The sequence below is a fragment of the Klebsiella sp. w6 genome (genome assembly GCF_033100215.1).
In the GTDB taxonomy this organism is placed as follows: Bacteria; Pseudomonadota; Gammaproteobacteria; order Enterobacterales; family Enterobacteriaceae; genus Klebsiella; species Klebsiella variicola.
Genome location: NZ_CP136907.1, coordinates 5,329,166 through 5,351,087 on the forward strand (window position 1 = coordinate 5,329,166; position 21,922 = coordinate 5,351,087).

The 21,922-nt window shown below is 57.4% G+C and carries 22 protein-coding genes; 6 read left to right on the forward strand and 16 right to left on the reverse strand.

The annotated features are described in order from the left end of the window. Positions 1-2: 2 nt before the first annotated feature. Complete coding sequence (gene fadA, locus R0140_RS25910) at positions 3-1,166, forward strand: acetyl-CoA C-acyltransferase FadA (RefSeq protein WP_008807927.1); 1,164 nt, start codon at positions 3-5, stop codon at positions 1,164-1,166. A gap of 106 nt (positions 1,167-1,272) precedes the next feature. Here the strand turns inward: fadA and fre are convergent, their stop codons facing one another. Further along, positions 1,273-1,974: an NAD(P)H-flavin reductase gene (fre, locus tag R0140_RS25915; protein WP_008807928.1), complete on the reverse strand. Its 702-nt coding sequence runs from the start codon at positions 1,972-1,974 to the stop codon at positions 1,273-1,275. Between the two features lie 55 nt (positions 1,975-2,029). Beyond that, a complete protein-coding gene (gene ubiD / locus R0140_RS25920; protein ID WP_032741613.1) occupies positions 2,030-3,499 on the reverse strand; it encodes a 4-hydroxy-3-polyprenylbenzoate decarboxylase in 1,470 nt (489 codons plus the stop codon). A gap of 178 nt (positions 3,500-3,677) precedes the next feature. On the opposite strand from ubiD, the gene rfaH reads away from it, so the two are divergent. After that, a complete protein-coding gene (gene rfaH / locus R0140_RS25925; protein ID WP_008807930.1) occupies positions 3,678-4,166 on the forward strand; it encodes a transcription/translation regulatory transformer protein RfaH in 489 nt (162 codons plus the stop codon). Here the strand turns inward: rfaH and tatD are convergent. The 9 genes from tatD to udp form a co-directional block, all read right to left on the reverse strand. Next, positions 4,163-4,966 (reverse strand): 3'-5' ssDNA/RNA exonuclease TatD, encoded by an 804-nt coding sequence (gene tatD / locus R0140_RS25930; protein ID WP_162493294.1) that lies wholly within the window; start codon positions 4,964-4,966, stop codon positions 4,163-4,165. The two genes, rfaH and tatD, sit on opposite strands and share 4 nt — an antisense overlap. A gap of 32 nt (positions 4,967-4,998) precedes the next feature. Next, complete coding sequence (gene tatC / locus R0140_RS25935) at positions 4,999-5,778, reverse strand: Sec-independent protein translocase subunit TatC (protein ID WP_004886745.1); 780 nt, start codon at positions 5,776-5,778, stop codon at positions 4,999-5,001. 2 nt (positions 5,779-5,780) lie between these two features. Continuing rightward, entirely contained in the window at positions 5,781-6,317 is a 537-nt protein-coding gene (gene tatB, locus R0140_RS25940) for a Sec-independent protein translocase protein TatB (RefSeq protein WP_023323445.1), read from the reverse strand. A gap of 3 nt (positions 6,318-6,320) precedes the next feature. Then, positions 6,321-6,572 carry a Sec-independent protein translocase subunit TatA gene (gene tatA, locus R0140_RS25945; RefSeq protein ID WP_002883425.1) on the reverse strand — a complete coding sequence of 84 codons (252 nt, stop codon included), beginning with the start codon at positions 6,570-6,572 and terminating at the stop codon, positions 6,321-6,323. A 129-nt stretch (positions 6,573-6,701) separates the two neighbouring features. Next, complete coding sequence (ubiB, locus tag R0140_RS25950; RefSeq protein WP_008807933.1) at positions 6,702-8,342, reverse strand: ubiquinone biosynthesis regulatory protein kinase UbiB; 1,641 nt, start codon at positions 8,340-8,342, stop codon at positions 6,702-6,704. Further along, on the reverse strand, positions 8,339-8,944 hold the full coding sequence (ubiJ, locus tag R0140_RS25955; RefSeq protein WP_008807934.1) for a ubiquinone biosynthesis protein UbiJ: 606 nt from the start codon (positions 8,942-8,944) through the stop codon (positions 8,339-8,341). The genes ubiB and ubiJ overlap by 4 nt, the downstream gene beginning before the upstream one ends. 13 nt (positions 8,945-8,957) lie before the next feature. Continuing rightward, positions 8,958-9,713 carry a bifunctional demethylmenaquinone methyltransferase/2-methoxy-6-polyprenyl-1,4-benzoquinol methylase UbiE gene (ubiE, locus tag R0140_RS25960; protein ID WP_317703924.1) on the reverse strand — a complete coding sequence of 252 codons (756 nt, stop codon included), beginning with the start codon at positions 9,711-9,713 and terminating at the stop codon, positions 8,958-8,960. Positions 9,714-9,783: 70 nt separating this feature from the next. After that, positions 9,784-11,232: a DNA recombination protein RmuC gene (rmuC, locus tag R0140_RS25965; RefSeq protein WP_032741612.1), complete on the reverse strand. Its 1,449-nt coding sequence runs from the start codon at positions 11,230-11,232 to the stop codon at positions 9,784-9,786. A gap of 135 nt (positions 11,233-11,367) precedes the next feature. After that, complete coding sequence (udp, locus tag R0140_RS25970; RefSeq protein ID WP_002883419.1) at positions 11,368-12,129, reverse strand: uridine phosphorylase; 762 nt, start codon at positions 12,127-12,129, stop codon at positions 11,368-11,370. A 272-nt stretch (positions 12,130-12,401) separates the two neighbouring features. On the opposite strand from udp, the gene R0140_RS25975 reads away from it, so the two are divergent. Then, on the forward strand, positions 12,402-13,214 hold the full coding sequence (locus R0140_RS25975) for a dienelactone hydrolase family protein (protein ID WP_008807937.1): 813 nt from the start codon (positions 12,402-12,404) through the stop codon (positions 13,212-13,214). 59 nt (positions 13,215-13,273) lie between these two features. Here the strand turns inward: R0140_RS25975 and metE are convergent, their stop codons facing one another. Further along, positions 13,274-15,538 carry a 5-methyltetrahydropteroyltriglutamate--homocysteine S-methyltransferase gene (gene metE / locus R0140_RS25980; RefSeq protein WP_016160079.1) on the reverse strand — a complete coding sequence of 755 codons (2,265 nt, stop codon included), beginning with the start codon at positions 15,536-15,538 and terminating at the stop codon, positions 13,274-13,276. A 247-nt stretch (positions 15,539-15,785) separates the two neighbouring features. Here metE and metR point away from each other — a divergent pair, with 247 nt between their 5' ends. Continuing rightward, on the forward strand, positions 15,786-16,739 hold the full coding sequence (gene metR, locus R0140_RS25985; RefSeq protein WP_032741610.1) for an HTH-type transcriptional regulator MetR: 954 nt from the start codon (positions 15,786-15,788) through the stop codon (positions 16,737-16,739). Here metR and R0140_RS25990 read toward each other — a convergent pair. The 3 genes from R0140_RS25990 to pldB form a co-directional block, all read right to left on the reverse strand. Next, entirely contained in the window at positions 16,627-17,526 is a 900-nt protein-coding gene (locus R0140_RS25990; RefSeq protein WP_084441716.1) for a carboxylate/amino acid/amine transporter, read from the reverse strand. The two genes, metR and R0140_RS25990, sit on opposite strands and share 113 nt — an antisense overlap. Positions 17,527-17,590: 64 nt before the next feature. Beyond that, positions 17,591-18,415: a sugar/pyridoxal phosphate phosphatase YigL gene (yigL, locus tag R0140_RS25995; protein WP_032741607.1), complete on the reverse strand. Its 825-nt coding sequence runs from the start codon at positions 18,413-18,415 to the stop codon at positions 17,591-17,593. A gap of 44 nt (positions 18,416-18,459) precedes the next feature. Beyond that, entirely contained in the window at positions 18,460-19,452 is a 993-nt protein-coding gene (gene pldB, locus R0140_RS26000; protein WP_008807942.1) for a lysophospholipase L2, read from the reverse strand. Between the two features lie 109 nt (positions 19,453-19,561). On the opposite strand from pldB, the gene rhtB reads away from it, so the two are divergent. Both rhtB and R0140_RS26010 read left to right on the forward strand, forming a co-directional pair. Then, the gene (gene rhtB / locus R0140_RS26005; protein ID WP_032741605.1) at positions 19,562-20,182 is read left to right on the forward strand and encodes a homoserine/homoserine lactone efflux protein; all 621 of its coding nucleotides are present in this window, start codon (positions 19,562-19,564) and stop codon (positions 20,180-20,182) included. A 162-nt stretch (positions 20,183-20,344) separates the two neighbouring features. After that, on the forward strand, positions 20,345-21,253 hold the full coding sequence (locus R0140_RS26010; RefSeq protein WP_032741604.1) for an Rpn family recombination-promoting nuclease/putative transposase: 909 nt from the start codon (positions 20,345-20,347) through the stop codon (positions 21,251-21,253). 45 nt (positions 21,254-21,298) lie between these two features. Here the strand turns inward: R0140_RS26010 and rhtC are convergent, their stop codons facing one another. Further along, complete coding sequence (rhtC, locus tag R0140_RS26015) at positions 21,299-21,919, reverse strand: threonine export protein RhtC (RefSeq protein ID WP_008807945.1); 621 nt, start codon at positions 21,917-21,919, stop codon at positions 21,299-21,301. Between the last annotated feature and the right edge of the window lie 3 nt (positions 21,920-21,922).

Consider the following 21,922-nt stretch of genomic DNA (forward strand, 5'->3'; position numbering starts at 1 on the left):
CAATGGAACAGGTTGTCATTGTCGATGCAATTCGCACCCCGATGGGCCGTTCGAAGGGCGGCGCCTTTCGCAACGTGCGTGCGGAAGACCTCTCCGCGCACCTGATGCGTAGCCTGCTTTCGCGTAACCCGTCGCTTGAGGCGAGCGCGATTGACGATATTTACTGGGGCTGCGTGCAACAAACGCTGGAGCAGGGTTTCAACATTGCGCGTAACGCCGCGCTGCTGGCAGAAATCCCGCACTCGGTACCGGCGACGACGGTTAACCGTCTGTGCGGTTCCTCCATGCAGGCACTGCACGATGCGGCCCGTATGATCATGACCGGCGATGCCAGCGTCTGCCTGATTGGCGGCGTTGAGCACATGGGCCATGTGCCAATGAGCCACGGTGTCGATTTCCATCCGGGCCTCAGCCGTAATGTGGCGAAAGCCGCCGGCATGATGGGGCTGACCGCGGAAATGCTGGCGCGTCTGCACGGCATCAGCCGCGAAATGCAGGATCAGTTCGCCGCACGCTCTCACGCTCGCGCCTGGGCGGCGACCCAATCAGGCGCCTTCAAAGCCGAGATTATCCCGACCGGTGGCCACGATGCCGATGGCGTACTGAAGTCTTTTAACTATGACGAAGTGATCCGCCCGGAAACCACCGTCGAAGCGCTGGCGGCGCTGAGACCGGCATTTGATCCGGTGACCGGCACGGTAACGGCAGGCACCTCTTCCGCCCTTTCCGACGGCGCGGCGGCAATGCTGCTGATGAGCGAAAGCCGCGCCCGCGAGCTGGGGCTGAAGCCACGCGCCCGCGTCCGTTCGATGGCGGTGGTCGGCTGCGACCCGTCCATTATGGGTTATGGCCCGGTTCCGGCCTCAAAGCTGGCGCTGAAAAAAGCGGGCTTATCCACCAGCGATATCGACGTCTTTGAAATGAATGAAGCGTTTGCCGCGCAGATCCTGCCGTGTATTAAAGATCTGGGCTTAATGGAGCAGATTGACGAGAAGATCAACCTCAACGGCGGCGCGATCGCGCTCGGACATCCGCTGGGCTGCTCCGGGGCGCGCATTAGCACCACGTTGATCAATCAGATGGAACGCAAAGACGCTCAGTTCGGTCTGGCGACCATGTGTATCGGTTTAGGTCAGGGTATTGCCACTGTGTTTGAGCGGATTTAATCGAAGGGTTATCTCAACGCCATTGCGACCAGAAACAGGCAGCAATGGCGAAGAGAGCAGGTTTAGTTGCCGTTCTTCCCGCCTGTCAGGGGCGGGTTTTTTATTTTCAGATAAACGCAAACGCATCGCCAAACAGGCGATCTTCACGCGCGCCGCGTTCGTTGCAGAACAGGTCGCGGGCAATCTTAGCCATCTCAAAACGACCGGCAATGTAGATATCATGCTCGGCCAGCGTGCCGTAATCCTGCAGCACGGCAGTCAGTACCGTACCGGAACGACCGCGCCACCCTTCTTCCGGTTGCTCGACCACCGGCTCAATGCGCAGATTCGGATGCTTGATGCTTAACGCTTCCAGCTCGGCCAGATCGTACAAATGCTTAGCCTCGCGGCCGCCCCAATAAATGGCGATATCGCGATCCGGGTTACGCGCCAGCGCGGTTAACAGAATAGAACGCACATAAGAGAATCCGGTACCGCCGGCGATCAGAATCAGCGGGCGATCTTCGTCATCGCGCAGCCACGCTTCGCCATGCGGAATATCAACCTCAATTTCACGCTCTTTCAGAATGCGATCCATCACCGCCATCGCATACAGATTGAGTTCAGAAGCACCGATATGCAGCTCGATAAACTCGTGCTCTGACGGCGTGGAAGCCATAGAGAACGGACGCTTGTCGCGCTCATCCATCACTACCATCAGATACTGGCCGGCGCGGAAAGAGAATGCCGCTTCCGGTACTAATCGAACGCGATACACGGTATCGGTAATCGCCTCCACCGAGGTCACTTTACAGCTTAAGGTTGTCATGCGTCCCCTCTGTCGGGTCTATAGAGCAAAACAGCAGCGTTAGCCCCGCTTACTGTTATTTAAAGATGGCCAGTTCATCCCAGATGGCGTCGATGCGCGCCGTCACCTGAGGATCTTTTTTGATTGGACGACCCCATTCACGCTGGGTTTCGCCAGGCCATTTATTTGTGGCATCCAGCCCCATTTTTGAACCCAGGCCGGAAACCGGCGAGGCAAAATCCAGATAATCTATTGGCGTATTTTCTACCAGTACCGTATCACGAGCCGGGTCCATACGGGTAGTAATCGCCCAAATCACGTCGTTCCAGTCGCGTGCGTTGACGTCGTCATCGCATACGATCACGAATTTGGTATACATGAACTGGCGCAGGAATGACCAGACGCCCATCATCACGCGCTTGGCATGGCCCGCGTACTGTTTTTTCATGGTCACCACCGCCAGGCGATAGGAACACCCTTCCGGCGGCAGATAAAAGTCGACGATTTCCGGGAACTGCTTTTGCAGAATCGGCACAAAGACTTCGTTCAGCGCCACGCCCAGCACCGCGGGCTCATCGGGCGGTCGGCCGGTATAGGTCGAATGATAAATCGCGTCTTCGCGCTGGGTAATATGGGTCACCGTAAATACCGGGAAGCTGTCCACTTCATTGTAGTAACCAGTATGATCGCCATACGGGCCTTCCGGCGCCATCTCCCCGGCCTCAATGTAACCTTCGAGCACAATTTCCGCGCTGGCCGGCACTTCAAGGTCATTGGAAACGCACTTCACCACTTCGGTCTTGGTGCCGCGCAGCAAGCCTGCGAAAGCATATTCCGACAGGGTATCGGGCACCGGCGTCACCGCGCCAAGAATGGTCGCCGGATCGGCGCCAAGCGCCACGGAAACCGGGAAGCGCTCGCCGGGATGCGCCGCGCACCACTCCTGGAAATCGAGCGCGCCGCCGCGGTGGGATAACCAACGCATGATGAGTTTGTTTTTACCGATCAGCTGCTGGCGATAAATTCCCAGGTTCTGCCGCTCTTTGTGCGGCCCGCGGGTCACCGTCAGCCCCCAGGTGATCAGCGGCGCGGCATCTTCCGGCCAGCAGGTCATAATCGGGATTTTATTCAGGTCGACGTCATCGCCCTGGATGATTTTTTGTTGGCAGGGCGCACCGCGCAGGCGTTTGGTCGGCATATTCAACACTTGCTTGAACTGCGGCAGCTTATCAAACAGATCGCGGAAGCCTTTTGGCGGTTCCGGCTCTTTCAGAAAAGCTAACAGCTTACCCACCTCGCGCAGCGAACTGACCTCTTCCTGCCCCATCCCTAGCGCCACACGACGCGGCGTGCCAAACAGATTGCACAGCACCGGCATCGAGTAGCCTTTCGGGTTTTCAAACAGCAGCGCCGGGCCACCGGCACGCAGGGTCCGGTCGGCAATTTCGGTGATTTCCAGGTGAGGATCGACCGGCAGAGTGATACGTTTTAGTTCGCCCTGTTGTTCCAGGAGTGTCAGAAAGTCGCGAAGATCGTGGTATTTCATGAAAGTGTTATTGACCTCTCTACAGGCGGCTAATTATACGGTGTTCGACGGCGCGATGCTGTAATTTTGTTAAATTAGCGTGAAAGAACGCTGAAATTTGGATTTCAATTATAATGGCTTTCGCGATTACACCAGCCATTTGTTATGCTTGCCGTTATTAGAAGTGGAATGAGTCATTATGCAAGCCTGGTACTTACTGTATTGCAAACGTGGGCAGCTACAACGAGCCCAGGAACATCTGGAACGTCAGTCAGTTAACTGCCTGATGCCGACGATTGCGCTGGAAAAAATCATTCGCGGTAAACGCACCATGGTCAGCGAACCGCTGTTCCCGAACTACCTGTTTATTGAGTTCGATCCAGAGGTGATTCATACCACTACCATCAGCGCCACCCGCGGGGTTAACAACTTCGTGCGCTTTGGCGCCCTGCCCGCTGTCGTTCCCTCGGCGGTGATTCATCAGCTCTCTATCTACAAACCAGAAGGCATTACCGACCCGGAAACGCCGCATGAGGGCGATAGCGTGCTAATCACCGACGGCGCGTTCGAAGGCTTACAGGCTATCTTCACCGAGCCGGACGGCGAAGCTCGTTCTATGTTGCTGTTAAACCTGCTGAATAAGCAAGTCCTGCAGAGCGTTAAAAACACCGACTTCCAGAAAATCTAAACGCCGTTAACGTCGATGCCAAACAGCGTCCTGACGTTTGCGTCCGTTTGCGCCTCCAGCCATTGCGTCTCTTCGCCCCGCCAGCTCGCGACGCTGGCCAGGATATGCGGCAAATACGCGGGCTCGTTACGCCGCGAGGCCGGTCTCGGCTTGAGGTCGCGAGGCAGCAGATAAGGCGCATCGGTCTCCAGCAGCAGACGTTCCGCCGGGATCGCCGGCAGCAGCTCGCGCAGCTCCAGTCCCCGCCGCTCATCGCATACCCAACCGGTAATACCGATAAACAGGCCCAGATCCAGGCATTCCTGCACCTCGCTGCGGCTGCCGGTAAAGCAGTGCAGCACCGCGCCCGGGATCTTCTCAAGCCAGGGTTTAAGCAACGCCAGAAACCGGTCGTGGGCGTCGCGGCAGTGTAAAAACACCGGCATCGACAGCTCAGCGGCCAGCGCCAGTTGGGCGCTGAACGCTGCCTCCTGCTCCTGCGGCGTGGAGAAATTACGGTTGAAATCCAGACCGCACTCACCTATCGCCACCACCTGTGGCTCGCGGGCGAGGGTATAAATCGCCTCGGCGACCGCTGGCGACCAGCTGCTGCCGTCATGGGGATGAACCCCTGCCGTGGACCAGCAACCGGAATAATGGCTCGCCATTCTCTGGGCCTGCTGGCTCTCCGGCAAATTTGTGCCGGTCAGCAGCATGCCGTGAACCCCCGCCGCCCGGGCGCGCGCCACCACCTCATCATGGTCGCGGGAAAACTGCGAACTGGTGAGATTAACGCCGATATCAAACATGATCGCTCCCATATGCCAACCGCCCTGACGGGCGGTTGGCGGTATTACTCTTCTCTGTGCTCCGCGGCTTCAGCTTCGGCCGCAGCGTCGTCATCACGCGTCAGGCGCTTCCCGGTGTAGAAGCGGGCGAAGAACACCCCGACTTCAAACAGACAGTACATCGGAATGGCCAGCAGCGTCTGCGAGAATACGTCCGGCGGTGTCAGCAGCATACCCACCACGAAGGCGCCCACCAGCACATACGGCCGTTTTTTGCGCAGCTCTTCCGGCGTGGTAACGCCCATCCAGCAGAGCAGCACAATGGCGACCGGTACCTCAAAAGAGACCCCGAAAGCCATAAACAGCGCCATCACGAAGTCGAGATAGCTGCGGATATCGGTCGAGACCAGCACCCCCTCTGGGGCAGCATGGGTCAGGAAGCCGAACGCCAGCGGAAACACGACAAAATAAGCGAAAGCCATGCCGATATAGAACAGCAGCGTACTGGATACCAGTAAAGGCACCACCAGCCGGCGCTCGTGCTTATACAGCGCCGGCGCGACGAAGGCCCATACCTGGTAAAGAATAATCGGCACTGACAGGATCACCGACACCATGAAGGTCAGCTTTATCGGCGTAAAGAAAGGTGAAGCGACATCAGTAGCGATCATCGTCGCGCCCACCGGCATCTTGCTGATAAGCGGGGCCGAGACCAGCTGGTAGATATCATTGGCGAAATAGACCAGCGCCAGGAAGATCACCAGAATAGCAATGATGCTGTTGAGCAGACGCTTGCGCAGCTCAATCAGATGCGAAATTAGCGGTTGTGTATCGTCTACGCCCATGTTTACGGTTTATCACTCGATGCGGGGGAAGAATGAGGGGCTGCCGCCGTAGCGGATGTTTTCTCTGCCGGAAGTTCAGCCGGTGAAGCGGGTTGCTCATCGACGACGGGACCCGGCGCATGAGCCGGAGCGCTGGCCTGATGTTCTGCCGTCGCCGGCGTGACGTCCTGGCGCTGCGCTTCACTGCCTTTCACCACCGGATTAAGGATGGTATTGGCTTCGTCGCTGGCCTTTTCAGGATCGTGGGCGCTATAGGAGCGCTTCATCGACTCCGCGGCCTCGCGCAGTTCATCCATGGAGGCTTTCAGCTCCGGCGTCAGGTTATTCAGGCTGGCCTTTTCCACCTTCTTGAGGCTCTCCTGGAACTCCTGCAGTTTTAGCTCCTGGGCCAGCTCATTTTGTACCGTGGTCGCCAGCGAGCGTAGCGTACGGATCCAGCCAACCACCGTTTTAACCGCGACGGGAAGCCGCTGTGGCCCCAGAACAATGAGGCCAATCACAAACACCAGCAGTAGTTCACTAAAACCAATATCGAACACGAGTTACACCTGCTCTTTGTCGTGGCGTTTTGTCTCGTCTTTTTTTGCATCATCCTGTTTATCGGCGATGGTTTTCGCCGTGAAATCTGCGTCTGGCGCCGACTTTTCGGGTTTATCATCATCACTCATGGCTTTTTTAAAGCCTTTGATAGATGCCCCTAAGTCTGACCCCAGTGAGCTCAGCTTCTTCGTCCCAAAAAGCAGAACTACGATGACGACAACAATTAATAACTGCCAAATACTGATACCACCCATACACGTTCCCCTATGACAGATGATGAATTATGTGGACGCATTATACACGCCATCCTGCGAGCCGCCTCTTCGTCAGGCCGCCGGCATGATTTTGCGCAAATAAGCCTGCGTCATGAAGAGGCGAACCGATCAGTGGGTTTTCCGCCAGCCAATCAGCCAGGTCACCACACCGCCGGCCATCAACCAGCCGGGCATCATTCCCCACTCAGGGCGATGGATAAAGAGCAGCGTACCACTGAGCAATAAAACCGCGCCTATACCAAACAGATAACGGGATTGGCCCTGGCGCACATGACGCACATGCATATCCCGCACGATGGTATCGACGCTGGTCTGCAGCTGTTTGCTCTGCTGCAGGCTCTGATACACCAGCTCAGGTATTTCAGGCATTCTTTCGATCCAGAACGGCGCTTTGTCTTTAAACGCGCGCACCAGCGCCGGAATGCCGACCTGATCTTTGATCCACGACTCGAGGAAAGGCTTCGCCGTTTTCCACAAGTCTAACTGAGGATAGAGCTGCCGGCCTACCCCTTCTACGTAAAGTAATGTCTTCTGTAGTAAAACGAGCTGCGGCTGGACTTCCATATTGAAACGCCGCGCGGTATTGAACAGATTAAGCAGCACGTGGCCGAAGGAGATCTCCGCCAGCGGCTTCTCAAAGATCGGCTCGCAGACCGTGCGGATCGCGAACTCAAACTCTTCGACATTCGTATCGGGCGGTACCCAACCGGAATCGACGTGCAGCTCAGCCACCTTACGATAATCGCGGTTAAAGAAGGCGATAAAGTTTTCCGCCAGATAGCGCTTATCTTCTTTGTTCAGCGAGCCGACAATACCGCAGTCGATGCCGATATACTGCGGATCTTCCGGGTGCTCGTAGCTGACGAATATGTTGCCAGGGTGCATATCGGCATGAAAGAAGCTGTCGCGGAACACCTGGGTAAAGAAGACCTGCACGCCCCGCTCCGCCAGCAGCTGCATGTTGGTCCCCTGGGCCTCCAGCGCCTCCACGTCGGACACCGGGATACCGTAGATGCGCTCCATCACCATCATGCTTTCGCTGCAGTAGTCGGGGTACACCTCCGGCACGTACAGCATCGGACTATCTTCGAAATTACGCCGCAGCTGAATGGCGTTGGCGGATTCCCGCAACAGGTTCAGCTCGTCCAGCAGCGTTTTTTCATATTCGCGAACCACCTCCTGCGGGCGCAGACGGCGGCCGTCAGGCAGCAGACGCGGTACCCAGCGCGCCAGGCGGTAGATGAGCTTCATGTCCGCTTTAATGATCGGCAAAATATCCGGGCGGATAACCTTGATCACCACCTCTTTGCCATTCTCTTTCAGACGTGCGGTATGCACCTGGGCGATGGACGCCGAGGCTAACGGCTCTACGGAGAAATCATCAAACCAGGCTTCCACCGGCAGGCCCCCCATCGCTTTCTCTATCTGCTGCTGCGCGAGCTTTCCTTCAAAGGGCGCTACGCGGTCCTGCAACAGCGCCAGCTGATCGGCAATATGCGGCGGGAAGAGATCCCGGCGGGTGGAAAGCATCTGGCCAAATTTAATCCACACCGGCCCCAGCTCCTGAAGCGCCAGGCGCAGACGAGTGCCAAGGGGTTGGTCTTGATGACGATTTGGCATCCAGAACAGCATCCGCCGCCAGATACGCAGCGGCAGCGTGAGACGAATTTTGGGGATGAGCTCATCGAGCCCGTAGCTCAAAAAGGTGTGGATGATGAAATACAGGCGCCGTAATTCTCCTGGCGTCATTTGCCCTCCAGCGTTTCCAGCCGTTTTTCCAGTGCGGCCAGCGCGCGTTCAATAGCCGTCGTTTCTTCCGCAAACCATGCCAGCTCCAGCGGCCCCGGTGCCAGTCGCCACTCTTCAGTGATCGCTTCTGCGACATAGCGCTGCTGGCGCTGCGCGCCTTTCAGTAAAAACTGAGCGCCGCCGCGGAGGACTTTGCCAACGCCTTCAGCCACGATATCGCCAGTATAAGGCGCCAGCAGTTCAGCGGGATCGAACTCCGCCAGATCGCACAGGGAGACCATATTCTGCACCACCTGCAGATCGCCCTGCACTTCCAGATCTCCGCTACGGATAAGCGCCGTGAGCTGCTGACGATTACGCAGTTTGGGCAGCACGCTGAGCCGGGTAATCACAGTGCAGTCGGCCTCTCCCTCCCAGGCGCTCAGGACATCAACCTGGCGTTCGCTGAACGCCAGTACGATCGGGGTGGAGAAGTCCTGCAGTTGAACTCGCAATACCTTACCCAGCAGGCGCTGACGAGCGGGTTTTAGCGCCTTGTCACGCCAGAGAAAAGTATTCAGCGCCGTCTCAATGCTAGCGGTCACCAGGGGTGTGAAAGGCATAGCGTCCCTCCTGTCAGAACTTGTAACCGCGATGCAAGGCAACGATACCCGCCGTCAGGTTGTGGTAGTCGACACTTTCAAAACCTGCATCCTGCATCATCTCTTTCAGGGTTTCCTGATCCGGGTGCATACGGATAGATTCTGCCAGGTAGCGATAGCTGTCGCCGTCTTTTGCCACCAGTTCCCCCACCTTCGGCAGGATATGGAAGGAGTAAGCGTCGTAGGCTTTGCTGAGCGGTTCGATAATCGGTTTAGAAAACTCCAGCACCAGCAGACGTCCGCCCGGCTTCAGCACGCGGTACATCGAACGCAGCGCTTTTTCTTTATCGGTAACGTTACGCAGACCGAAAGAGATGGTGATGCAGTCAAAGGTGTTATCAGCAAACGGCAGGGCTTCCGCGTTGGCCTGAACATACTCAACGTTGCCCACGATGCCGATATTACGCAGCTTTTCGCGGCCCATTTTGAGCATGGAATCATTGATATCAGCAAGCATGACACGGCCGGTTTCTCCTACCAGACGGGAGAACTTGGCCGTCAAATCGCCGGTCCCCCCCGCCAGATCCAGCACGGTCTGCCCGCGACGTACGCCGCTGCAGTCGATGGTGAAACGCTTCCACAAACGATGGATACCAAACGACATCAAGTCGTTCATCACATCATACTTTGCCGCGACAGAATGGAATACATGCGCCACCATGTCCTGTTTCTGCTCTTTAGCGACCGTCTGAAAGCCAAAGTGCGTCGTTTCTTGTGAATCCTCAACCATCTCTATGCCTGCTTGCTTTTCAAGAAAATGTTCACTGAGTGTATCAGATTCAGCGCATTTCCCATACGTCTCAACGTGGCGGAGCCGCCTCCCGATTATGTAACGCCTCGGCAGAGTCGGGTGAAAATGCGTCATTTTCCGGGAGGTTATCCTCGTCTTCAAGACGATATTCATCGTCCTGGGCAGTAGCTTGTTCGACTAAATCAGGATTTATCCCGCGCTTCACCTCCACCCCCAGGCCGCGAAAGGCTTCCGCCTGGGCCAGCAGGTTCCCGCGCCCGGAAGCGAGCTTTTTCATCGCCTCGCGATAGTTCTCTTGCGCCTTATCCAGACTCTGGCCGATGGCGGACATATCATCCACAAACAGGCGCATTTTGTCGTAAAGGCGCCCCGCCCGCTCGGCGATCTTCTGCGCGTTGCGGCTCTGATGCTCATAGCGCCACAGATTGGCGATAGTACGCAGGGCTACCAGCAGCGTCGTCGGGCTGACCAGCATGATATTATTTTGCAACGCCTCGCTGATGAGCTCGGGCTGACGGTCGATGGCCACCAGGAACGCCGGCTCGACGGGAATAAACATCAGCACGTAGTCGAGAGAGCGCAGCCCCGGCAGTTGTTGATAATCCTTGCGTCCCAGCAGGCGAATATGGTTTCGCACCGAGGCAAGATGTTCCTGCAGCGCGACTTCACGGGTGTAGTCGTCTTCGGCGTTGAAATAGCGCTCATAGGCGACCAGGGTCATTTTGGCGTCTATCACCACGTCCTTGCCCTGCGGCAGGCGGACAATGACGTCCGGCTGCATCCGCGAGCGGTTATCGGTCTCGATACTGACCTGGGTCTGGTACTCATAGCCTTCGCGCAGGCCGGAGGCCTCCAGCACGCGGGTTAAGACCACTTCCCCCCAGTTGCCCTGGGTTTTGTTATCACCTTTCAGCGCTTTCGTCAGGTTCAGTGCCTCCTGCGCCATCTGCGCGTTCAGCTGCTGAAGATTGCGGATCTCATGCGCCAGGGTGTGCCTTTCCCGCGCCTCCTGGCCAAAGCTCTCCTGCACCTGGCGGCGGAACCCGTCGAGCTGTTCGCGCAGCGGGGTCAGCAGACCATGCAGACTCAGGCGGTTTTGCTCATCGACGCGCCGGTTGCTGTGTTCGAAAATGCGGTTGGCGAGGTTTTCAAACTGCTCGCTCAGGCGCTGCTCGCTGTTAACCATCTGACGGATCTTATCTTCCGCATGCAGCTGGGTGGATTCGAGCCGGGTGGTGACCTCACGCAGATCGGCCTCCAGCGAGGTATTGATATCCCGCAGACTGCGCAGCTCATTGTTCAGCAGCTCGCACTCCTCACGCCAGTGGGCCTCCTGCACCAGCTGCTGACGGGCGGCGCTCAGCTCAATATCCAGCTCTCGCCGCTCCTCAATGAGATCGGCCCGGATTTGGTCGGCGCGCGCTTTGGTTGCCAGCCAGCCGACCATTAACCCGGCAGCCAGTGCGATAACCGCGCTGATAATGATTGAGAGATCCACGACGCCCCCTGCGATAACCTGATGGCACAAAATAGAATTGTGCTGTACAAACGTCCAGTTTAAAAGGGATTTCCTGCGAGGAGCAACGCAAAAAAGAAAGGCCGGAGGACCCGGCCTGACAGAGAAGGGGTTGAATTACAGCAGACGACGCGCCGCTTCCACGACGATTTTGACCGCGTGGCTTTCGGTTTGCTTCATGGTTTCGGCGTTAGGGATCTCTTGCTGGGTACGGTTCACAATAACCCCGGCGACCATCCCGGCACGCAGGCCCTGGCTGGCGCACATGGTCAGCAGCGTGGCGGATTCCATTTCATAGTTCATCACGCCCATTGCCTGCCACTCTTCCATTGAGCCCTTGAAGCGGCTCACCACGCGGCCGGAGAAGGTGTCGTAACGCTCCTGGCCTGGGTAGAAGGTATCCGAAGAGGCGGTCACGCCGATATGGGTGGTGGCACCAATAGATTTCGCCGCTTCCACCAGCGCGGTGGTGCAGGCGAAGTCTGCGACGGCCGGGAATTCCATCGGCGCGAAGTGCAGGCTGGCGCCGTCCAGGCGAACGGAAGCGGTCGTAACCAGCACATCGCCAACGTTAATGTGCGGTTGAATCGCGCCGGTGGTGCCGATACGCAGGAAGGTACGCACGCCCAGCTGCGCCAGCTCTTCCACGGCGATAGAAGTCGACGGGCCGCCGATGCCGGTGGAGCAGACGATCACCGGTTTGCCGTCCAGCTCCGCGCGCCAGGAGGTAAATTCGCGGTGGGATGCCAGCTTAACCGGCTTATCCATCAGCGCGGCGATCTTTTCCACACGCTCCGGATCGCCAGGGACGATAGCCAGCGTAGCCCCTTGTAAATCGTTCTTGGTGAGGCCGAGATGAAAAACATCAGACTTGGACATAAAAAACTCCTCTGTGGGTCGAATTATCAGCAGAAGCAAAACGGTACTGTACAGAAGCCCCTGGCAACATTTTGTGATGATAGTCACCAAGACCAATAATGATTGCAGTTGTTTTTCAGTAAATAGTGATACACATCACATTAACAAGTTATATTCATCGTCACAGAACAAAAGATAGCCGCTTTCAGGCACTGTGCTTTATTACCGCCCGAACTAAAGGTAAAGGGTCTATAGTTATTGATGCGCTAATAAATAAGGGTACGGAGAATACCATGACCACCACCAAGCAACCTGGATTCGCACCTGCAGCTTCACCACACGCCGCCACCGCCGTTCATACGCCGGAAGAGCATATTATCGCCGGAGAGACGTCTATTCCCTCTCAGGGTGAAAACATGCCGGCCTACCACGCCCGCCCGAAAAATGCCGACGGTCCGCTGCCGATCGTTATCGTGGTACAGGAAATTTTCGGCGTGCATGAGCATATTCGCGATCTTTGTCGCCGCCTGGCGCAGGAAGGCTATCTGGCTATTGCGCCTGAATTGTACTTCCGTCAGGGCGATCCGAATGAGTACCACGATATCCCGACCCTGTTCAAAGAGCTGGTTACCAAGGTGCCGGACGCGCAGGTGCTGGCGGATCTCGACCATGTCGCCAGCTGGGCGGCGCGCCACGGCGGCGATGCCCATCGTCTGCTAATCACCGGCTTCTGCTGGGGCGGACGCATTACCTGGCTGTATGCCGCGCATAACCCGCAGCTGAAGGCAGGCGTGGCCTGGTACGGCAAGCTGGTGGGAGAAAAATCGCTGAATTCACCGAAGCATCCGGTAGATATCGCGGTCGATCTCAACGCCCCGGTGCTTGGTCTGTACGGCGCTAAAGACGCCAGTATTCCACAGGACACCATCGAGACCATGCGTCAGGCGCTGCGGGCGGCCAACGCCACAGCGGAAATCGTGGTCTATCCCGAAGCCGATCATGCCTTTAACGCCGACTATCGCGCCAGCTATCATGAAGAGTCAGCCAAAGACGGCTGGCAGCGAATGCTCGCGTGGTTTGCTCAGTATGGCGGCAAAAAAGCATAATCACCCAATGCATGAAAAAAGGAGGCAAATGCCTCCTTTTTTGATTTTTCGCGTAACGATCAGGCGGACTGGCGCAGGTTCTGCGCCGCTTGCACCATATTCGCCAGCGCGGCGCGGGTTTCCGGCCAGCCGCGAGTTTTCAGGCCGCAGTCCGGGTTAACCCACAGCCGCTCCGCCGGGATACGCTGCGCGGCTTTTGCCAGCAGCGCTTCTATCCACTCCACGCTCGGCACGTTCGGCGAGTGAATATCATATACCCCCGGCCCGATCTCATTGGGATACTCGAACGCTTCGAACGACTCCAGCAGCTCCATATCGGACCGCGAGGTTTCAATGGTGATCACGTCGGCATCCAGCGCGGCAATGGAGTCCATGATGTCGTTGAACTCGCAATAGCACATGTGGGTGTGGATCTGCGTGTCGTCTTTGGCGACCGCAGCATTAAGGCGGAAGGCTTCCACACCCCACTGCAGATAGGCATCCCAGTCGCTGCGCTTCAGCGGTAACCCTTCGCGCAGCGCCGGCTCATCAATCTGGATGATGCCGATCCCCGCCGCTTCCAGATCCGCCACTTCATCACGCAGGGCCAGCGCAATCTGTTTCGCGATGGTTTCACGGCTGACATCTTCCCGCGGGAAGGACCAGCACAGAATGGTCACCGGTCCAGTGAGCATCCCTTTCACTGGCTTGTCGGTCAGCGACTGCGCGTACTTCGCCCAGTCGACGGTGATCGCCTGCGGACGGCTGACGTCGCCGATCACCACCGGCGGCTTCACGCAACGGGAACCATAGCTCTGCACCCAGCCGTTTTGCGTGAAGATAAAACCGTCCAGATGTTCACCGAAGTATTCCACCATGTCGTTCCGCTCGGCTTCTCCGTGCACCAGTACGTCTAAACCTAACCGCTCCTGCTCGACGATCGCCTGCTTAATATGTTCCGCAATCCCCGTCCGATAATGACTGGCGTCAAGGTTGCCCTTTTTGAAGTCCAGGCGCAGACCGCGGATCTCCGTCGTTTGCGGGAATGACCCGATGGTGGTGGTCGGCCATTTCGGCAGGTTAAAGCGCTGGCGCTGTGCCTGCGCGCGAACCTCATAGGGGCTGGCACGCTGGCTGTCCTGAGCGGTGATCGCCGCCAGCCGTTTTTCCACTTCCGCGTTGTGCACGCGGGTCGAATGGCGACGGGCCTGGATTGGCGCGCTCCACTCGGTAATCGCCGCCGTATCGCCACTGTTCAGCGCATCGCGCAGCAGCGCCAGCTCGCCGCATTTCTGCAGCGCGAAGGCAAACCAGCTCTTCACTTCCGCATCAAGGCGCGTCTCCACGCTCAGATCGATCGGGCTATGCAGCAGAGAACAGGATGACGCGACCCAGAGGTCGCGTTTACCGACGAGGTCTTTAATTTGCGCATACTTTTCGGTGAGATCGGCGCGCCAGACGTTGCGCCCATTGATCAGACCCGCAGACAGCAGCCAGTCGGCCGGCAGGCGGTTGTGCAGCTCGGCAACATCATCTTTGCCGTGCACCAGATCGACGTGCAGCCCCTGGACCGGTAGCGCAGCAATGGTCGCGAGATTGTCACTAATGCCTTCAAAATAGGTGGTCAGCAGCAGTTTCACCTGGCCCTGCAGGGCGTCATAAGCCGGTTTAAAGGCCTCCAGCCACGCTGGCGGCAGCTCCAGCACCAGCGCCGGTTCATCAATCTGCACCCACTCGATGCCGCGCTTCGCCAGTTCGGCCAGCACCTGCTGGTAAACCGGCAGGATGTCATTCAGCAGGCTCAGACGGTCAAACGGTTCACCTTTCACTTTACCCAGCCACAGGTACGTTACCGGCCCCAGCAGCACGGGCTTGATCTTGTGGCCCAGCGCCAGCGCTTCGTCTACTTCATCCAGCAGTTGGGTCCAGGTCAGTTTGAACTGCTGGCCCTTCACGAACTCCGGCACCATGTAGTGATAGTTGGTGTTAAACCATTTGGTCATTTCCGCAGCGGCGGCCGGTTCGCCAGTCGGCGCACGGCCGCGGCCAATGCGGAACAGGGTATCGATATCGATGGATCCGTCTTTGTTCTGATGACGAGCCGGCACGTTGCCCAGCAGCAGGCTGGTAGTCAGAACATGGTCGTACCAGGCGAAATCCCCCACCGGCAGCAGATCAACGCCCGCCTGTTTCTGCTGCTCCCAGTGGCGGGCACGCAGCTCACGGCCTACTGTCAGCAGTTCCTCGCGAGTGGCGTTGCCCGCCCAGTAGCTCTCTTGCGCTTTTTTCAGCTCGCGGCGCAGGCCAACGCGAGGAAAACCGAGGGTGTGGTTAATAATTGTCATTTTTGTTCCTCTCTTATTTCATTGAATCTGAAGAAAAACTCTAAATAGTTCGGCTTGCAGGAAGGCGGCAACGATGCGCATCCCCAGGAGCTTACTGAAGTAAGTGACTGGGGTAAGCGAGGCAGCCAACGCATCTGCAAGTCGAAATATGACGAGTTTTAGACGTCCAGATGTTTACACATCCATAATTGACAGTTACTGTATATTCCTCAAGCGCAAATTGCTCATGGCGAAGTGAAGGACTTTCATGATCGAAATTAAACATCTGAAAACGCTGCAAGCGTTGCGGAACAGCGGTTCACTGGCGGGTGCGGCAGCGGCCCTGCACCAGACCCAGTCCGCCTTGTCTCACCAGTTCAGCGATCTGGAACAGCGCCTTGGCTTCCGTTTGTTTGTGCGTAAAAGCCAGCCACTACGCTTCACGCCGCAAGGGGAAATTCTGCTGCAGTTGGCCAATCAGGTGCTGCCGCAGATCGCTCGCGCCCTGCAGGACTGTAACGAACCACAGCAGACCCGGCTGAGGCTGGCTATCGAATGCCACAGCTGTATTCAGTGGCTGACGCCGGCGCTGGAGAATTTCCGCGCCCGCTGGCCGCACGTGGAGGTCGACTTCCATTCCGGAGTGACCTTCGACCCGCAGCCTGCGCTGCAGCAGGGCGAACTGGATCTGGTGATGACTTCCGATATCCTGCCGCGCAGCGGTCTGCACTACTCGCCGATGTTTGATTATGAGGTGCGTCTGGTGCTGGCGCCCGAGCACCCGTTAGCCATGAAGACCCTGATTACGCCAGAGGACCTGGCCGCGGAAACGCTGCTGATTTATCCCGTGCAGCGCGGGCGCCTCGATATCTGGCGCCATTTCCTGCAGCCGGCCGGCATCAGTCCCCAGTTGAAAAGCGTCGATAACACGCTGTTGCTGATCCAGATGGTGGCCGCAAGGATGGGCATCGCCGCGCTGCCGCACTGGGTGGTGGAAAGCTTTGAACGCCAGGGCCTGGTGGTCACCAAAACCCTGGGTGAGGGATTATGGAGCCGGTTGTACGCGGCCGTCCGCGATGGCGAACAGCGTCAACCGGTCACCGAAGCGTTTATTCGCTCTGCGCGGAACCACGCCTGCGATCACCTGCCGTTTGTCCGGAGTGCGGAGCGACCCAGCGGCGATGGACCCACAACGAGGCCAGGATCACCAACGCTCCGCTAATAAAGCTCGGCCAGTGCGGCTGCTCCTGCCAGATGGCAAGGTTAACCAGTAGACCAGCGGGGACATGGACGTTGTTCATGATCCCCAGCGTGCCGGCATCCACCTGCGTGGCGCCATAGTTCCACATAAAGTAACCCAGCCCGGAAGCCACCACGCCGAGCCACACCAGCACGCTCCACTGCAGCGTGGTGGTCGGCAGCTTCTGGGGGTTGCCCAGCATAAACCACGCTGCCACCGCCACGATAAAGGCCCCGACATAAAACCAGGCAAAGGCATTGTGCTGCGGCATCGGACGTACCTCCATCAGGCGCTTGTAACCCACCATGCCGATAGCGAAGCAGAGGTTTGACAACTGCACCAGTAACAGCCCGGTCCAGAAATGATCGCTGACTTTGTCATAGCGGATAATCGCCGCCCCCAGCACCGCCAGCGCAGCACTCAGCAGATAGCCCCAGCGCAGCTTACGTCCGCTGAGCATGTCGTAGATCAGCGTGATATACAGCGGGGTAAACACGGTAAACAGCAGAAATTCCGAAACCGTCAGATAGAGATAGGCGCGGAAAGCCAGCAGATACATGATGCCAAGCTGCATCGCGCCCACCAGCATATAGAGCACGATCGTGCGCGGAGACTGGCCGCGCGTGCGCAGGAAAGGCAGGAACACCAGCGCCGCCAGGCCCACACGCATCAGCACCGAAAAATAGCTGTCGACGCTACCGGCAAGGTATTCGCCAATCAGGCTAAAAGAAAAGGCCCACAGGATAGTGGTGATAATTAACAGCGCCACAATGGTCGTCTCGTTGGATAAAGAACAGGCATTGTAGCGAAGAGTCAGGTTGACGACTGGACAGTTATTCGCCAGTCGTCAATCTTTTCCAGTCGAGGTATAGCTTACGCAGGTAGTGCGGGACCGCATCGTCGGCGTTACTGCCGATCACTTCCAGTTCCGGATGCAGATCCTTCAGCCGTTGATGGGCGTTGGCCATGATGCAGCCTTTGCCGGCCATCGACAGCATCTCAGCGTCGTTCATACCGTCGCCGAAGGCGATGCAATCGGCAAGAGTGTAACCGAGCATTTTCGCCACCGCCTCCAGCGCATGCCCCTTCGATACCCCACCCGCCATGACTTCCAGGCAGGTTAAGGTGGAGAAGCTGACGTTCACGCGATCGCCCCAGCGGGCGTTCATCGCCTGCTCCAGCGGCAGCAGATGCTCGTGATCCTCGCAGGTAAAGAATACTTTGCTGATCCCCTGCGGATCCAGTTCGCCCGGCTCATACAGCTTGTAGTTAAACACCGCCTCCTTGAAGAAGCGCATCTCTTCCGGACGATGGCGGTTCATATACCACTCGTCTTCCCGATAGACGTTAGTGACGATTTTCGGGTCGTTACGCACGATCTCAAACAGGTCGGCGGCAATATCGCGGTCGAGGTTATGGGCAAAGATTTGCTGACCATCGCTATCGTGAACCCGGGCGCCGTTAGAGGTGATCATGTACGACCGGATGCCGAGATTATCGCGGATCTGCCCGACGTCGATGTAGTGACGGCCGGTGGCGAAGACGAAATTGATCCCACGGGCGGTGAGCAATTTCAGCGTCTCTTTGGCATACGGGGTCAGGAAATGATCGGGGGAAAGCAGCGTGCCGTCTAAATCAGACGCAACAACCTGGTACATAAAAAAGTTAACCTCTAAGCAGGGCGACGAGCGTTATCGTCGGATTAAGTATGTCGATTGAAAAACTCGACGATGGCATTGAGCGCGACTGAGCGCATAGCGTCCTTTTCAAAAAGGATCTCATGATATGCCCCTTCAATGACGAGCGGTTTACCGCCCTCACAGGGATGGCCGGCAGCGGCCCGTAATTCACAATAGCGGTCGTGCATCAGATTATCGACCACCCGCTCCTCCTCTGCCTGTAAAAGCAGCGTCGGGGCGGTGTCTTTTTCCACATTCGCCAGCACTTCGTCGCCGGCCAGCATGCCCTCCCGCACCCAGTGCCAGGTCGGGCCGCCAACCTGCAGTCGCGGTTCATCGGCATAGAAGCGCAAGTTGCGACGATAGCGTTGTCGACTGTGCGTCAGCACGTTAACGGCAAAAGGCAGCGCCCGCCAGCGCCCGGTGCCGATGGCATACTCTTCGCGAATGCGCTGATGGCCCTCAGCCCAGTCGAGAATATGGCGCACCATCCAGTCCGGCAATCGAATGATAATCCCGAACATCGGCGCGCAGAGCGCAATCGCATCGCAATGCGCCTGGTAACGTTGCAGAAAAAGCGTGGCAATCGCCCCGCCCATAGAGTGAGCGAGGATAAACCGTTTTCGCCAGTGTCCGGGGACCACCTGCTGCTGCCAGAGCGCCGCCAGGTCATCGACATAGTCGCTGAAGTTGACGACGTGTCCGCGGTGGGTATCAGAGAGCAGGCGGCCCGAGCGCCCCTGGCCGCGATGGTCGATGATCATCACGTCAAAGCCGCTGTGAAAGAGATCGTAGGCTACTTCAGCATACTTCACGTAGCTTTCAATGCGCCCGGGGCAAATCAGCACCAGACGATCGTTATTTTGCGCGCAGAAGCGAACAAAGCGTACCGGCACATCATCGACGCCTTTAAATTCAGCCTCTTCGCGCTGTCGCCAGAAATCCGTCAGCGGCCCCATGCTAAAGGCCGCAAACGCGTTTTCTCGTGTTTCCCAGTCCTTTTTCTGCCCAAACATCGGGTTTACACCCCTGTTAACCGCTGAAAATCGTTTTTTTGCCCTGTATCACACAATGCTGACACAATAGCGTATTGTGGCATAAAAACAGACAATCAGGGAGTTTCTCATGACCATTGAGTGGTGGTTCGCCTACCTGCTGACATCAATCATTCTCAGCCTGTCACCAGGTTCCGGAGCGATTAATACCATGACCACCTCCATTAACCACGGTTACCGCGGCGCGGCGGCGTCGATTGCCGGTTTGCAGACCGGGCTGGTTATTCATATCGTGCTGGTTGGTGTTGGTCTCGGCACCCTTTTCTCCCGCTCGGTGCTGGCCTTTGAAGTGCTGAAATGGGCCGGCGCGGCTTATCTTATCTGGCTGGGGATCCAGCAATGGCGGGCGGCGGGGGCGATCGACCTGAATACGCTGGCGAAGGCGCAGACGCGCGGCAAACTGTTCCAGCGCGCGGTGTTCGTGAATCTCACCAACCCCAAAAGCATTGTGTTTCTGGCCGCCCTGTTTCCGCAGTTTATCCTGCCGCACCAGCCGCAGGTGATGCAGTATCTTGTTCTGGGCGTCACCACCATTGTCGTCGATATCATTGTGATGATTGGCTATGCGACCCTGGCGCAGCGCATTTCCACATGGATCAAAGGGCCAAAGCAGATGAAGGCGTTGAACAAAATCTTTGGTTCGCTGTTTATGCTGGTCGGGGCGCTGCTCGCCTCCGCCCGCCACGCCTGAATCATGGAATCTCGCTCGCAAAGAGAGGTTCGCCAGGTGAACGACGCTTTCTCTCTGCACGAGCCTACACGCAAAGCGGGTATTTAATTTTTTTACCCGCTGTCGGCGTTGAACCCACCGTGTCAGGATGCCGCCAGATACGTGATTCACGGATGAACGGCAATGGCGGAAACGGCGACTCCTCATGATGCGGTATTTAAAACCTTTCTCTCGCGGGTAGAGACGGCGCGCGATTTTATCGAGCTCCACCTGCCTTCGTCGTTAATACAGATCTGCAAACTGGATACCCTGCGTCTGGAATCCGGCAGCTTTCTCGAAGACGATCTCAGGCCTTACTACAGTGATATCCTTTATTCGCTGGAAACCACCCGCGGTGCGGGCTATGTCCATGTTCTGATCGAGCACCAGAGCGCACCTGATAAGCTGATGGCCTTTCGCTTAATGCGCTATGCTGTCGCCGCCATGCAGCGGCACCTGGAGAGCGGCCATAAAACGCTGCCTCTGGTTATCCCTATTCTCTTTTATCAGGGACGACGCAGCCCCTATCCCTGGTCGATGCGCTGGCTGGATAATTTTGCCGATCCTGAGACCGCCCGCCAGCTCTATAGCGGGGCGTTTCCGCTGGTCGATATCACGGTGATCCCCGACGACGACATCATGCAGCACCGCAGCATGGCAGCCCTGACGCTGGTGCAAAAGCACATCCGCCAGCGCGATATGGCGCAATTGCTGGATAAGTTGACCCATCTCTTACTGCTGGAGCAGATGAGCGGACAACAAATCACCGTATTGGTAAACTATATGGCTCAGGCAGGAGATGCCGAGGATACACGGACACTCTTGTACGGACTGGCACAGCGCGTGCCGCAGCATGGAGGATTACTGATGACGCTGGCGGAAACATGGCTTGCAGAAGGTATGGAGAAAGGCGTACAGCAGGGCATAAAAGAAGGTAAACACCAGGCCTTGCTGCAGGTTGCCGAAGCAATGCGCAAACGCGGTATTGATGACGCAGCTATTATGGAAATGACCGGTCTGGCTAAAGATGAGCTGCAGCGGCTTCGCCACTGACACTTTCCCCACCCGGAAACAGCCGGGTGGGAAACAGCATACCGGTTAACGCGAGATAATCAGGTGGATGCCGAAGCCCGCAAACAGCGTACCGGCGATACCATCGATCCACTTCGCCATCCGCTGATAGCCGCGGCGCATCCCCGGCAGGGCGAACAGGCTGGCAACCACCATAAACCAGGCCAGCGTCTCGACGATAATCAGCAGGAAAATACCCCAGCGCGCACCAGCGCCGACGCTGTCACCCACGAACAGCGAGAACACCGAGCCGAAGTAGATGATCGCTTTCGGATTCGCCAGATTGGTCAGCAGTCCCTTCACGAAGCTGCGTCCGCTGCGGGCCAGCTCCACCTGCGGCTCCGCCGAGGCCACCGCCTCTTTTTTCAGCGCGCCGCGCAGCATCTGGTAGCCCATCCAGCACAGATACAGGCCGCCACCGACCATGATGATGTTATGCAGCCACGCCATCTGCGCGAGGATCAGGTTCAGGCCGAGCAGGGCAACCCCCGCCCAGATCATGACGCCGCAGGTGATCCCCAGCACACCCATCATCGCCTCTCTGCGCGAGCGGCTGATGGCCGTTTGTGAGACAAAGAAAAAGTCCGGCCCCGGGCTCATCAGCGCAATGATATGCACCAGCGCCACGGTGAGGAAAAGCATCAGCATAGT

Coding starts and splice junctions, on each gene's coding strand:
- fadA (WP_008807927.1), top strand. CDS start 3: ATGGAACAGGTTGTCATTGTCGATGCAATTCGCACCCCGATGGGCCGT.
- fre (WP_008807928.1), bottom strand. CDS start 1,974: ATGACAACCTTAAGCTGTAAAGTGACCTCGGTGGAGGCGATTACCGAT.
- ubiD (WP_032741613.1), bottom strand. CDS start 3,499: ATGAAATACCACGATCTTCGCGACTTTCTGACACTCCTGGAACAACAG.
- rfaH (WP_008807930.1), top strand. CDS start 3,678: ATGCAAGCCTGGTACTTACTGTATTGCAAACGTGGGCAGCTACAACGA.
- tatD (WP_162493294.1), bottom strand. CDS start 4,966: ATGGGAGCGATCATGTTTGATATCGGCGTTAATCTCACCAGTTCGCAG.
- tatC (WP_004886745.1), bottom strand. CDS start 5,778: ATGGGCGTAGACGATACACAACCGCTAATTTCGCATCTGATTGAGCTG.
- tatA (WP_002883425.1), bottom strand. CDS start 6,572: ATGGGTGGTATCAGTATTTGGCAGTTATTAATTGTTGTCGTCATCGTA.
- ubiB (WP_008807933.1), bottom strand. CDS start 8,342: ATGACGCCAGGAGAATTACGGCGCCTGTATTTCATCATCCACACCTTT.
- ubiJ (WP_008807934.1), bottom strand. CDS start 8,944: ATGCCTTTCACACCCCTGGTGACCGCTAGCATTGAGACGGCGCTGAAT.
- ubiE (WP_317703924.1), bottom strand. CDS start 9,713: ATGGTTGAGGATTCACAAGAAACGACGCACTTTGGCTTTCAGACGGTC.
- udp (WP_002883419.1), bottom strand. CDS start 12,129: ATGTCCAAGTCTGATGTTTTTCATCTCGGCCTCACCAAGAACGATTTA.
- R0140_RS25975 (WP_008807937.1), top strand. CDS start 12,402: ATGACCACCACCAAGCAACCTGGATTCGCACCTGCAGCTTCACCACAC.
- metE (WP_016160079.1), bottom strand. CDS start 15,538: ATGACAATTATTAACCACACCCTCGGTTTTCCTCGCGTTGGCCTGCGC.
- metR (WP_032741610.1), top strand. CDS start 15,786: ATGATCGAAATTAAACATCTGAAAACGCTGCAAGCGTTGCGGAACAGC.
- yigL (WP_032741607.1), bottom strand. CDS start 18,415: ATGTACCAGGTTGTTGCGTCTGATTTAGACGGCACGCTGCTTTCCCCC.
- pldB (WP_008807942.1), bottom strand. CDS start 19,452: ATGTTTGGGCAGAAAAAGGACTGGGAAACACGAGAAAACGCGTTTGCG.
- rhtB (WP_032741605.1), top strand. CDS start 19,562: ATGACCATTGAGTGGTGGTTCGCCTACCTGCTGACATCAATCATTCTC.
- R0140_RS26010 (WP_032741604.1), top strand. CDS start 20,345: ATGGCGGAAACGGCGACTCCTCATGATGCGGTATTTAAAACCTTTCTC.
- rhtC (WP_008807945.1), bottom strand. CDS start 21,919: ATGCTGATGCTTTTCCTCACCGTGGCGCTGGTGCATATCATTGCGCTG.